Source organism: Microlunatus sp. YIM B11417 (assembly GCF_059617205.1).
Genome location: NZ_JCAMPJ010000003.1, coordinates 455,062 through 467,101, shown reverse-complemented (window position 1 = coordinate 467,101; position 12,040 = coordinate 455,062). Strand labels below are relative to the sequence as shown.

At 70.6% G+C, this 12,040-nt stretch carries 10 protein-coding genes; 4 read left to right on the top strand and 6 right to left on the bottom strand.

From position 1 onward, the window contains the following. Nucleotides 1–3 precede the first annotated feature (3 nt). Nucleotides 4–1,170 (bottom strand): cytochrome P450, encoded by a 1,167-nt coding sequence (locus AC6CCG_RS17320; protein ID WP_496655839.1) that lies wholly within the window; start codon nucleotides 1,168–1,170, stop codon nucleotides 4–6. Nucleotides 1,171–1,255: 85 nt separating this feature from the next. On the opposite strand from AC6CCG_RS17320, the gene AC6CCG_RS17315 reads away from it, so the two are divergent. Further along, the gene (locus tag AC6CCG_RS17315) at nucleotides 1,256–1,450 is read left to right on the top strand and encodes a ferredoxin (RefSeq protein ID WP_496655838.1); all 195 of its coding nucleotides are present in this window, start codon (nucleotides 1,256–1,258) and stop codon (nucleotides 1,448–1,450) included. 12 nt (nucleotides 1,451–1,462) lie between these two features. On the opposite strand, the gene AC6CCG_RS17310 is transcribed toward AC6CCG_RS17315, so the two are convergent. Then, nucleotides 1,463–2,242: a helix-turn-helix transcriptional regulator gene (locus AC6CCG_RS17310; protein ID WP_496655837.1), complete on the bottom strand. Its 780-nt coding sequence runs from the start codon at nucleotides 2,240–2,242 to the stop codon at nucleotides 1,463–1,465. A gap of 126 nt (nucleotides 2,243–2,368) precedes the next feature. Between AC6CCG_RS17310 and AC6CCG_RS17305 the strand changes: the two genes are divergently transcribed. The 3 genes from AC6CCG_RS17305 (at nucleotide 2,369) to AC6CCG_RS17295 (ending at nucleotide 5,262) form a co-directional block, all read left to right on the top strand. Then, nucleotides 2,369–3,154 carry a phytanoyl-CoA dioxygenase family protein gene (locus tag AC6CCG_RS17305; protein ID WP_496655836.1) on the top strand — a complete coding sequence of 262 codons (786 nt, stop codon included), beginning with the start codon at nucleotides 2,369–2,371 and terminating at the stop codon, nucleotides 3,152–3,154. An 85-nt stretch (nucleotides 3,155–3,239) separates the two neighbouring features. Continuing rightward, nucleotides 3,240–4,070 carry a MarR family winged helix-turn-helix transcriptional regulator gene (locus AC6CCG_RS17300; protein ID WP_496655835.1) on the top strand — a complete coding sequence of 277 codons (831 nt, stop codon included), beginning with the start codon at nucleotides 3,240–3,242 and terminating at the stop codon, nucleotides 4,068–4,070. A gap of 40 nt (nucleotides 4,071–4,110) precedes the next feature. Continuing rightward, nucleotides 4,111–5,262 (top strand): winged helix DNA-binding domain-containing protein, encoded by a 1,152-nt coding sequence (locus tag AC6CCG_RS17295; RefSeq protein WP_496655834.1) that lies wholly within the window; start codon nucleotides 4,111–4,113, stop codon nucleotides 5,260–5,262. Nucleotides 5,263–5,409: 147 nt separating this feature from the next. On the opposite strand, the gene AC6CCG_RS17290 is transcribed toward AC6CCG_RS17295, so the two are convergent. The 4 genes from AC6CCG_RS17290 to gltB form a co-directional block, all read right to left on the bottom strand. After that, nucleotides 5,410–5,541: a hypothetical protein gene (locus AC6CCG_RS17290; RefSeq protein WP_496656282.1), complete on the bottom strand. Its 132-nt coding sequence runs from the start codon at nucleotides 5,539–5,541 to the stop codon at nucleotides 5,410–5,412. Beyond that, entirely contained in the window at nucleotides 5,523–5,834 is a 312-nt protein-coding gene (locus AC6CCG_RS17285; protein ID WP_496655833.1) for a DUF433 domain-containing protein, read from the bottom strand. Before AC6CCG_RS17285 ends, AC6CCG_RS17290 begins: the two co-directional genes overlap by 19 nt. 104 nt (nucleotides 5,835–5,938) lie before the next feature. Next, a complete protein-coding gene (locus AC6CCG_RS17280; protein WP_496655832.1) occupies nucleotides 5,939–7,399 on the bottom strand; it encodes a glutamate synthase subunit beta in 1,461 nt (486 codons plus the stop codon). A 56-nt stretch (nucleotides 7,400–7,455) separates the two neighbouring features. Continuing rightward, complete coding sequence (gene gltB, locus AC6CCG_RS17275; RefSeq protein ID WP_496655831.1) at nucleotides 7,456–12,024, bottom strand: glutamate synthase large subunit; 4,569 nt, start codon at nucleotides 12,022–12,024, stop codon at nucleotides 7,456–7,458. Nucleotides 12,025–12,040: the final 16 nt, after the last annotated feature.

Sequence of the window (12,040 nt, the reverse complement as noted above, 5' to 3'; positions counted from 1 at the left end):
GGGTCACCAGGCCACCGGCAGCGAGGCCAGCCCACCGCCGATCGCGTCGTCGCGGAGGTCCAGCCGCTCGGTGGCCAGGTGCAGGTCCGGGTAGCGCTCGAACAGCCGGGCGAACACCGCGCGCAGCTCGATCCGGGCCAGGCTGTTGCCGATGCAGTAGTGCGGACCGTGGCCGAACGCGACGTGCGGATTGGGATCCCGCGCGATGTCGAAGTCGTCCGGCCGCGCGAACACACCCGGATCCCGGTTGGCCACGCCGAAGCCGAGCAGCACCGCGTCGCCGCGGTTGATCACCGTCGAGTCGATCTTGAGCTCGGTCCCGGCGTAGCGCAGCAGCGTGCCGGCCGACGAACCGGTCCCGATGGTCAGCCGGAGGATCTCCTCCACCGCGCCGTTGATCAAGGTCGGGTCGGCGTGCAGCCGCGTGCGCTGTTCGGGGTTCCGGATGAACAGCAGGGTGCCCAGGTCGATCCGGGTCATCGTCGTCTCGTGGCCGGCGAACAGCAGCCCCTTGGCCAGTCGCGCCGCCTCCGCCGCCGCCAGCCCGTCCACGGTGGCGAGGTCCGAGAAGACGTCCTCGCCGGGTGCCGCGCGCTTGCGGTCCAGCAGGCCGGCCGCGTACTCGGTGAACTCGAGGTCGGCGGCGTGCGAGTCCGCGGCGTCGCTGATCTTGGCCAGTCGGGTGGAGAAGGTACGGAGCAGGTCGGCGTCCTCGACCGGTGCCCCGAGCAGGTCGCAGATCACCATCACCGGCAGCGGCGCCGACAGCGCCTCGTGCAGGTCGATCGGCGGCTCGCCGAAGGCGTCCAGCAGTGCCTCCACCCGTTGCTCGATGGACGCCTGCAGCAGCCGCATCCGGCGGGCCGAGAACGCCGAGCCGAGCAGCCGGCGCATCTGCGCGTGGTTCTGCTGCTCGGTCTCGAAGTCTCCGCTCGGGCCGCCGAGCAGGGCGGCCTCGTGGCTGCGTGCGGCCCGCTCCGGCTCGGGATGGGAGCGACCCAGCGTCGGCTCCGAGGCCAGCGCCCGGACGACCTCGTAGCCGGTGGCCAGCCAGGCCTCGTCGCCGACCCGGGTCAGCACCCGGGTCAACGGCTCGCTGCGCTGCAGCTCGGCGTACCGCGGCGCGATCGCGAGCGGATCGCCGGTGGACGGGAAGGGCAGTTGATCCATCAGACCCCCTGGGGCACGGTGATTGGAGGGTGAGTGTTTACTGTCAAGTTAACAGTCGTCAACGACGCGAAACAAGGAGGCTGCCGTGCGGGTGGAGATCGATCAGGACCGGTGCGTCGGCTCCGGCCAGTGCGTGTTGATCATCGAGGAGGTGTTCGACCAGCGCGAGGAGGACGACAAGGGGTACGTTCTCGACGCCGAACCGCCGGTCGCGCAGGAGGCCGCCGTCCACCGCGCCGCGGCCGGTTGCCCGGGCCAGGCGATCATGATCGTCGACTGAGCGGGCCCGGGGTCAGGCCTGCCGGCTGCGGCGGTACGCGGCCGGGGAGGTGCCGGCCAGCTGCCGGAACTGGCGGCTGAAGTAGAAGACGTCGCGATAGCCCAGCTGCTGGGCGATCAGCTTGATCGGCTCGTCGGAGTCGCTGAGCCGGCGCTTGGCCTCGGTCACCCGGCAGGCGAGGTGATGCTGGTGCAGCGACTGCCCGGTGGCCTCGCGGAACCGGCGGCGCAGCGTGGTCAGCGACATCCCGACCTCGGCCGCCAGCCGGGTGTGGTCGGGCGGCTGGTCCGGCCCGGCCAACTCCCGGAGCACCCGCTCCAGCCAAGCGGGCCGACTGCGGCTCGGCCGCGCGGCGGCCTCGGCCAGTTCGAGCAGCAGCCGTTCCAGCAGGTTCGCCGCGCGGCGCTGCGCCCAGCCGTCCTGCCGGTGGGCGAGCTCGGTCGCCGCGTCGAGCAGCCCGGACGCCGACACCGCGAGCTCGGGCGGCAACGCGACCGGCTGCCGCGGCCACAACCCGTCGGCCTGCCAGGCGACGACCCGCGGACCGGTGAACGAGAGATAGCGGTGGTTCCAGGGCCGGCCGCGCGGCCACTCGTGGAAGCGGATCCAGGGGCCGGGATGGCAGGGCCAGAGCCAGGCACCGCCGGCGAGCTCGTACCGCCGGTCGTCGTAGAACAGCTCGACCGCTCCGCCGGTCAGCAACTGCACCGTGTGGTAGTCGAAATGCTTGTCCACGGTCGCGATGCAGGCCGGCGTGTGCTTGCCGTGCAAAAAGATCAGGTCATCCAGCACGACCGTACTCCCCTCGCGGTCGAAAGATGCAAATCATCGACGTCAACCTCCATGGCCTGTTGATCATGAACCGCCGAGGATGGATCCCAACCAGCAGCAATTCGCGATCAGAAAAGGGACATCTCCATGATCGAATCGGCCCGGAGCGGCATCGTCACACCACTCTCGCTCACCGACAGTGAGGTCGAATTCTACAAGCGGGAAGGCTACCTGCCCCTGCCCGGACTGGTCGACAGCAGCGCGGTCGAGCAGTTGCGGGAGGAGGTGTTCGCCGTCCTGGAGGCCAACGGGGTGCCCCGGGCCGGCCTGAACCGGGCCACCGACACGGCGGACAAGCTGCGCCAGTGCCCGCAGTACCTGGCCGGGTCGGCGCTGGACGAGTTGATCAACGGCGAGGCGACGCTGGCCGTGGCCGCCCGGCTGATCGGCGGTCCGGCGCACCGCTATCTCCCGTTCACCGCGGTCAAGGCCGGCGGCGGAGGCGGCACCATGCACTTCCACCAGGACAACAACTACACCCGGCACGATCCGGCGCTCGGCTCGATCAACCTCTGGGTGGCGCTCGGCGACATGACACCGGACAACGGCTGTCTGCAGATCGTTCCGCGGTCACACCGGGCCCAACTCGACTCGCGGTCCAGCGACGACGGTGACACGCACCGGCAGGTGGACGTCGATCCCCTGCAGTGCCTGCCGATCCGGCTGCGCCCGGGTGACGCGGTCGCCTTCAGCCGGTGGACCGTGCACGGGTCCGGACCGAATGTCACCGCTGAGCCGCGCGTCGCGTACGCCCTCCAATATCATCGCGAGGACGTCCGCTGGCTGGACACCGAGACGGACAGCTGGCGGCTGCTGATCGAGACGCCGCGGATGGCCACACCGCCCGTGACCGCCCTCGGACCGGCCGACTGACCTCTCCGCGGCGCGTGGTGTCCGATCCGGCGCCGCCCGTTCGTGGCAGAGGTGGACGGACCGCATCGCGACGAAGGAGTTGATCATGACCGGATCGCCCGTGACCCGCCGGATCAAGAGGTTGGTCGACCCGATCCACCTGATCGCCTACGAGGCCGACGAGCCGAACGAGGAGTTGGCGGCGCTCGGCCTCCGGCGCAACTACTGGGACGGCTACTTCGCCGGCCGGGCGGCGCCGCTCGGCCTGGCCCCGGCCGAGGTCGTGCACGCCGTGTTCTACAACTTCGCCGACGGCGAGGTCGCCCGGCACATCCCGCGGGTCTGGGAGATCACGACGCCGGAGGCAGCGCTGGCCGCGCGGGAACGCGGCTGTGTCGCGGCGTTGCGGCGGATCCTGGGCGACCTGGCCGACGGCGCCGGTGTCGCCCGGGTGGCGGACCTGATGATCAAGGCCGCCGCCGGGGCGCCGACCGAGTCCCGGCCGCTGTTCGCCGGGCTCCGTGCGCTGCCCGTACCGGAGGAGCCGATCGCCCGCCTCTGGCACGGGGCCACCCTGCTCCGGGAGTACAGGGGCGACGTCCACAACCTCGCCCTCGCCGTCTTCGGCGTCGGCGGCACCGAGTCCCATCTGCTGCGTGCGCTCGCCGACGGCGACCCGCCGCTGCGGGACGGCCGGGTCAGCCACCTCCCCGTCGCCACGTTGACCGCGATCCTGGCCGGGCTGCGCGCCCGCGGACTGGTCGACGCCGAGGACCGCTTCACCGACGCCGGCCGGGACCTCCGGGAACGGATCGAGACGATGACCGACGACCTGGACGCTCCCGCGTACTCCCATCTGGCTCCCGCCGACCTGGACGAGCTGATCACCGGCCTCGAACCCCTCGCCACGGCCCTGACCGCAGCCGACACCCACTGATCACCGACGGAATGTCGGCAGCAGTTGCGAGACTCGGCCCATGAGTTCTCGACCCGCGTTGACGTTGAAGGAGCTGAACCGCTCCACGCTGCACCGCCAGCTGTTGCTGGAGCGGAGCGACGGTTCCGTGGCCGACGCGATCGGCCGGGTCGGCGGCCTCCAGGCCCAGCATGCGACCTGGCCCTACGTCGCACTCTGGAGTCGCCGTCACACGGCCGAGATCGCCGAACTGGAGAACGCGCTGGCCGACACGAGCGTGGTCAAGGCGACGGTGATGCGGACCACGCTGCACCTGCTCGATGCCGCGGACGTCCGGACGTTCGACGCGTTGTCGGCGCTGCCGCGGCTGGCGACCTGGCAGCCGAGCGCGGCCCGGGCCGGCCTCGACCTGACCGAACTCAACAACGCGGTACGGGACTTCTGCGCCGAGCCGCGCACCGTCGCCGAGATCGAGCAGCAGCTGAGCACTCTGCATCCCGGGATCGACCCGGCCGACCACATCCCGGGCGGCGTCCGCAACGGCTGGTTCCGGCTCGGCACGGCCGGCGGCGGGCTGGTCCACGTACCGCCGAGCGGGTTCTGGCGCGAGCACGGCAAGCCCAGTTACGTCGCGGCGGACCGCTGGCTGCCCGAGGCCGCCGCGGCGGACGAGCCGACCCCCGAGGAGGCACTGCGGACCGGCATCGAACGGTTCCTGGCCGGGTACGGTCCGGCGACGGCGGGCGACTTCATGCAGTGGTCCGGGCAGCGCCGGGTCGGGATCGTCAAGGCCGCGCTGAAGGCGCTCGGAGACCGGATCGTCGAGTTCGACGGGCCGGGCACCGAACCCTGGCTCGACCTGGCCGACCTCGATCGGGTGTCGGCCGATGTCCCGGCCCCGCCCCGCCTGCTGGCCCGTTGGGACAGCGCCCTGATCGCGTACGCCCCGAAGGCCCGGGCCCGGCTGGTCGACCCGGCCCACGTCGCCGCGGTCTACAAGAAGAACGGCGACGTCCTGCCCACCTTCCTGATCGACGGCACGGTCGCGGGCCTGTGGAGCTGGGAGTCGACGGACGAGCTGGCCACGCTGACCCTGGAACCGTTCGCGCCGCTCCCCCGCCAGGATCGGACCGCCCTCGCCGACGAGGCCGAACGCCTGCTCCGCTACGTCGCCCCGGACAGCCAGGACCACGCGGTCGCCTGGGCTGCGTGACGGCACCCGCACGCGCAGGTCCGAGCGTCACCGCGGGGCCGGCTCCACGAGCCAGGTCGGGCCCATCGCGAACGCGACCGATCAGCGCGTCACCGCCTTCAGCCCATCACTCCCGCCGATAGGGATCGGCTGTGCCTCTGGCCCGAGTCACTTGTGCAGCGTTAGCCCGATGGACCCGAGTTCCACGAAGTCCGCCTGGTCGAGCGCGGCGACGAGCGAGGAGTGGTGACGTTCAAGGTGGTCGAGCAATTCCTGGTTCGTCAGATTCCCGAGGGTGATGTGCAGCAGCCGTGCCGGGCGGCCGGAGACTTCGTGGCTGTGACGGAAGTCCGCATCCTGGTCACGACGACGCGACCTTCGGTGTCGGCCAACGCCGTGATCTCCGCATCCGAAGAGTCCCCTGCCCGAGGAAACTGAACATCCTCACGGGTCAACTCGTCATAGTCGCCCAGCAGTTCGTCGATGGTCTCCCCTGCAGCAAGCAATTCGAGGATGCCCTGCACGGTCAGCCGGGTACCGCGAATGCGCGGCTTCCCATGCACGATCCCCGGATCGACGACGATCCGGTCCAACGATCAGCGGACGAGGTCACGGCCCAAGTCTTGCATGCCGCCGAACCGGGGAGCGAGCGATTGCGGCTCAACGCCCCGGTCGTCGACCTGCCGCCGCAGCCCTCTCAGACGGCCATCTGGCGGGCGGTCGACGGGATCGGGCGGGGCAGCTTCGTCGAGCCGGAGAGGAACTCGTCGACGGTCGCGGCGCAGGCGCGGCCCTCGGCGATCGCCCAGACCACCAGCGACTGGCCGCGGCCGGCGTCGCCACAGACGAAGACGCCGGGGGCGTCGGTGCTGTAGTCCTCGGCCCGGACGGCCAGGCCGCGCTCGGTGTTGACGCCGAGCTGCTCCAGGACGTCCGGCTCCGGGCCGGTGTAGCCCATGGAGAGCAGGACCAGGTCGGCCGGGAACTCCCGGTCGGTCCCCTCGACCGGCGTGTTGACCCGGTTCTGCCGGACCACCTCGACGATGCGCAGCGCGGTCACGTCGCCGTTCTCGTCGCCGACCAGCTCGGTCGTCGCGGCCTTGAACAGCCGCTCGCCGCCCTCCTCGTTGGCCGCCGAGGACCGGAAGATCCGCGGGTACGTCGGCCACGGCTCGTGCGGCTCGCGCTGCTCCGGCGGGGTGATGTTGTGCTCCAGCTGCAGGATCGACTTCGCACCCTGCCGGATCGCCGTGCCGAGGCAGTCGGCGCCGGTGTCGCCGCCGCCGATGATGATCACGTTCTTGCCCTCGGCGGTGATCTGGTCCGGCACCTCCTCGCCGAGCGAGGAGCGGTTGGCCTGGGTCAGGTAGTCCATCGCGTAGTGCACGCCGTTCAGCTCCGGGTTCTTCGCCTCGAGCTGGCGCGGCACGGTCGCACCGGTGGCGACGATCACGGCGTCGTAGCGCTGCCGCAACTGCTGCCCGGTGACATCGACGCCGACCCGGACATTGCAGCGGAAGTTGGTGCCCTCGTCACGCATCTGCCGGATCCGCCGGTCGACGACCTTCTTCTCCATCTTGAACTCCGGGATGCCGTACCGGAGCAGACCGCCCGGCTTGTCGTCCCGCTCGAACACCGCGACCGTGTGGCCGGCCCGGGTCAACTGCTGCGCGGCGGCCAGCCCGGCCGGGCCGGAGCCGATCACGGCGACCGTGCTGCCGGTGTGCCACTCGGGCGGCTGCGGCTCGACCCGGCGCTCGTCCCACGCCTTGTCGATGATCGCGACCTCGACGTTCTTGATCGTCACCGGCTCGTCGGCGATCGCCACCACACAGGCGTCCTCGCACGGCGCCGGGCAGACCCGACCGGTGAACTCCGGGAAGTTGTTGGTGGCGTGCAGACGTTCCAGCGCCTCGGCCCAGTCGTCGCGCCAGACCAGGTCGTTCCACTCCGGGATCAGGTTGCCCAGCGGACAACCCGTGTGACAGAAGGGAATGCCGCAGTCCATGCAGCGGCCGGCCTGGTCGCTGATGATCGGCAGCAGGGCCCGGCCGGGCGTGCCCGGGTAGACCTCGTTCCAGTCCTTCACCCGCTCCGCCACCGGGCGTCGCTCGGCGACGCGGCGCGGATGCTTCAAGAACCCTCGGGGATCAGCCATGGTGATCACCGCCCTTCGTGCCCTGCCCTTGGACAGGCTCGGGGATCGTCAAGAGGTCAGCCATGAGCGGCCTCCATCATCCGTGTCGTGGTGGTCGCGTCGTCGAGCCCGTCCCGTTCCGCCTGTTCCCGGGCGGCGACCACCCGGGCGTAGTCCCGCGGCAGCACCTTGGTGAACCGCGCGCCGGCGGCGGTCCAGTCGGCCAGCAGGCCTTCGGCGACCGTCGAACCGGTGTTCTCGGCGTGCCGGGCGACCAGCCCGCGCAGTACCTCGAGGTCGGCCTCGGTCGGCGCGCCCGCGTCGACCAGTTCGGCGTTCAGCCGACCAAGATCAAGATCGAGGAAGTACCCGATCCCGCCGGACATGCCCGCGGCGACGTTGCGGCCGGTCGGGCCGAGGACCACCACGATGCCGCCGGTCATGTACTCCAGCGCATGATCACCGACGCCCTCGACGACCGCGGTCGCGCCGGAGTTGCGGACGCAGAACCGTTCGCCGACCACGCCACGCAGGAACAGCTCGCCGGACGTCGCGCCGTAGGCGATCACGTTGCCGGCGATGATGTTCTCCTCGGCGGTGAGCACCGCGTCCCGGGCCGGCCGGACCACCAGCCGGCCGCCGGACAGGCCCTTGCCGAGGTAGTCGTTGCTGTCGCCCTCCAGCCGCAGCGTGACTCCGGCCGGCAGGAACGCGCCGAAGCTCTGTCCGCCGCTGCCGGTCAGGGTGATGTCGATCGTGCCGTCCGGCAGCCCGACGCCGCCGGTCGCCTTGGTCACCTCGTGGCCAAGCCGGGTGCCGACGGTCCGGTGGATGTTGCGTACGTCGAGCTGGGCCCGGACCGGCGCTCCTTGATCAAGAGCCGGCCGGCAGATCTCGATCAACTCGGTGTCCAGCGACGCCTCCAGCCCGTGATCCTGAGTGATCACCTGGCGCCGGTGCGCACCCTCGGGAAGCTCCGGCAGGTGCAGGATCGGCGACAGGTCCAGGCCGTGCGCCTTCCAGTGATCGACAGCCCGGGTCGCGTCCAGCAGTTCGACGTGGCCGATCGCCTCGTCCAACGTACGGAAGCCCAACTCGGCCAGGTGTTCCCGGACCTCCTCGGCGATGTACTCGAAGAAGTTGATCACGAACTCCGGCTTGCCGGTGAAGCGCTGGCGCAGCGTCTCGTTCTGGGTCGCCACGCCGACCGGGCACGTGTCCAGATGACAGACCCGCATCAGCACACAGCCGCTGACCACCAGCGGCGCGGTGGCGAAGCCGAACTCCTCAGCCCCGAGCAGCGCGCCGATGATCACGTCCCGGCCGGTCTTCAGCTGGCCGTCGACCTGGACCACGATCCGGTCCCGCAGTCCGTTGATCAACAACGTCTGCTGGGTCTCGGCCAGGCCGAGCTCCCACGGGCCGCCGGCGTGCTTCAGCGAGGTCAGCGGCGCCGCGCCGGTGCCGCCGTCGTGACCGGAGATCAGCACCACGTCGGCCTTGGCCTTGCTGACCCCCGCCGCGACCGTACCGACACCGACCTCGGCGACCAGCTTGACGTGGATCCGAGCGGCCGGATTGGCGCACTTCAGATCGTGGATCAGCTGCTTCAGGTCCTCGATCGAGTAGATGTCGTGGTGCGGCGGCGGCGAGATCAGGCCGACGCCCGGCGTCGAGTGCCGGGTCTTCGCGACCCACGGATAGACCTTGGGGCCGGGCAGCTGACCGCCCTCCCCCGGCTTCGCGCCCTGGGCCACCTTGATCTGGATGTCGTCGGCGTTGGTCAGGTAGTCCGAGGTGACGCCGAACCGGCCGGAGGCGACCTGCTTGATCGCACTGCGCCGGACCGGGTCGTGCAGCCGGTCGGTGTCCTCGCCGCCCTCACCGGTGTTGGACTTGCCGCCCAGCCGGTTCATCGCGATGGCGAGGGTCTCGTGGGCCTCCTTGGAGATGGAGCCGTACGACATCGCCCCGGTGGAGAACCGCTTGACGATCTCGGAGACCGGCTCGACCTCCTCGATCGGGATCGAGGGCCGGTCGGACTTGAACTTGAGCAGCCCGCGCAGCGTCATCAGCCGCTCGGACTGGTCGTCGACCTGCTGGGTGTAGGTCTTGAAGATGTCGTACCGGCCGGCCCGGGTCGAGTGCTGCAGCCGGAACACGGTCTCGGGGTCGAACAGGTGCGGCTCGCCCTCGCGGCGCCACTGGTACTCGCCGCCGACCTCGAGCCGCCGGTGCGCCAGCGGGATCCCGTCGGACGGGTAGGCGCGCAGGTGCCGCTGCCGTACCTCCTCGCTGAGCTCGGAAAGGCCGATGCCGCCCAGCTTCGACGTGGTGCCGGTGAAATAGCGGTCCACCAGGTCCTGCGACAGGCCGAGCGCCTCGAAGATCTGCGCTCCCGTGTACGAGGCGACGGTGGAGACGCCCATCTTGCTCATCACCTTGAGCACGCCCTTGCCGAGCGCCTTGATCACGTTCTTGACGGCGTCCTCGGGCTCAAGATCAACGAAATCACCCTGCTTGGCCAGGTCCTCGACCGTCTCGATCGCCAGGTACGGGTTCACCGCTGCGGCCCCGTACCCGATCAGCAGCGCCACATGGTGCACCTCGCGCACGTCGCCGGCCTCGACGATCAGGCCGACCTGGGTCCGGGTCTTCTCCCGGACCAGGTGGTGGTGGATCGCCGAGGTGAGCAGCAGCGACGGGATCGGCGCCAGTTCGGCGGTCGAGTGCCGGTCGGAGAGCACGATGATCCGGGCGCCGTCGGCGATCGCCGCGGACGTCTCGGCGCACAGCTCCTCCAGCTTGGCGGCCAGCGCCTCGGCCCCGCCCGGCCCGCCGGAGGTGCCGTGGACGTCGTACAGACCGCGGATCACGTGCGTCGCGTAGCCCGGCATGTCGCCGTCACGGTTGATGTGCCTGATCTTGACCAGGTCGTCGGAGTCGATCACCGGGAACGGCAGCACCACCCGGCGGCAGGACCGTGGGCCCGGCTCGAGCAGGTTGTGCTCCGGTCCGATGGTGTTGTAGAGCGAGGTGACCAGCTCTTCGCGGATCGCGTCCAGCGGCGGGTTGGTCACCTGCGCGAACAGCTGGGAGAAGTAGTCGAACAGCAGCCGCGGCCGCTCGCTGAGCACGGCGACCGGCGTGTCCGTACCCATCGAACCGATCGGCTCGGTGCCGGCGTTCGCCATCGGGGCGAGGATCCGGCGCAGCTCCTCCTCGGTGTAGCCGAAGATCTGCTGGCGCCGGGTGACCGACGCGTGGCTGTGCCGGACGTGCTCACGCTCGGGCAGGTCGGACAGCGCGATCCGGCCGCCGACCAGCCATTCGCCGTACGGCGCGGCGGTGGCCAGGGTGCCCTTCACCTCGTCGTCGGAGATGATCCGGTGCTCGGCCAGATCCGCCAGGAACATCTTGCCCGGCTGCAGCCGGCCCTTCTTGATCACCTTCTCGGCCGGCAGGTCCAGCACGCCCGACTCCGAGGCCAGCACCACGAGGCCGTCGTCGGTGACCCAGAACCGGCCCGGCCGCAGGCCGTTGCGGTCCAGCACGGCACCGATCTGGGTGCCGTCGGTGAAGACGACGCAGGCCGGCCCGTCCCACGGCTCCATCAGGCAGGAGTGGAAGGCGTAGAAGTCCTTCCGGGCCCGGTCCATCTCGGCGTTGTTCTCCCACGCCTCCGGGATCATCATCAGCACGGCGTGCGGCAGCGACCGGCCGCCGAGGTGCAACAGCTCGACCACCTGGTCGAACGACGCCGAGTCGGACTCGCCGGGCGTGATGATCGGGAACAGCCGCTCCAGGTCGCCGGGCAGCAGATTGCTCCGCAGCAGCGCCTCGCGGGCCCGCATCCAGTTCCGGTTGCCCATCACGGTGTTGATCTCGCCGTTGTGCGCGATCATCCGGAACGGGTGGGCCAGTTCCCAGGCCGGGAAGGTGTTGGTGGAGAACCGGGAGTGCACGATCGCCAGCGCGCTCGCCAGCCGTTCGTCGTGCAGTTCGGGGAACACCAGCTCGAGCTGCTCGGTGGTCAGCATTCCCTTGTAGACAAGGGTTCGGCAGGACAGCGACGACATGTAGACGCCGACCTCGTTCTGCACCCGGCGGCGCAGACAGTACGCCAGCCGCTCCAGCGCGATCCCCATCAGCGGGGTCGGCCGGGCCGCCACGAACAGCTGCTCGAACCGCGGCATGGCGTCCCGGGAGACGTCGCTCAGGGAGCTGGTGTCGGTCGGCACGACCCGCCAGCCGAGCACGGCGAGGCTCTCCTCCTCGGCCAGCCGCTCGATCTGGGCGCGCGCCTTGGCCGCGTCCTCCTCGTCGGTCGGCAGGAAGGCGTGGCCGACTGCGTACCCGCCCGGGCGCGGCAGGTCGAACCCGGCCTCGGCCCGGAGGAACTCGTCGGGGACCTGGATCAGGATGCCGGCGCCGTCGCCGGTGCCCGGGTCGGCGCCGGTCGCGCCGCGGTGATCGAGATTACGCAGCGCCTCCAGGCCCTGCTCGACGATCGTGTGGGTCGCCTCGCCGGACAGGTGGGCGACGAACGCCACGCCGCAGGCGTCGTGTTCGTAGGCGGGGTCGTAGAGGCCCTCCGCCGGGCGACCCGGAAGGGTTCGGGACAGCCGTACAGGCGCGTTCTTCATCGTCGGTACTCCCGTC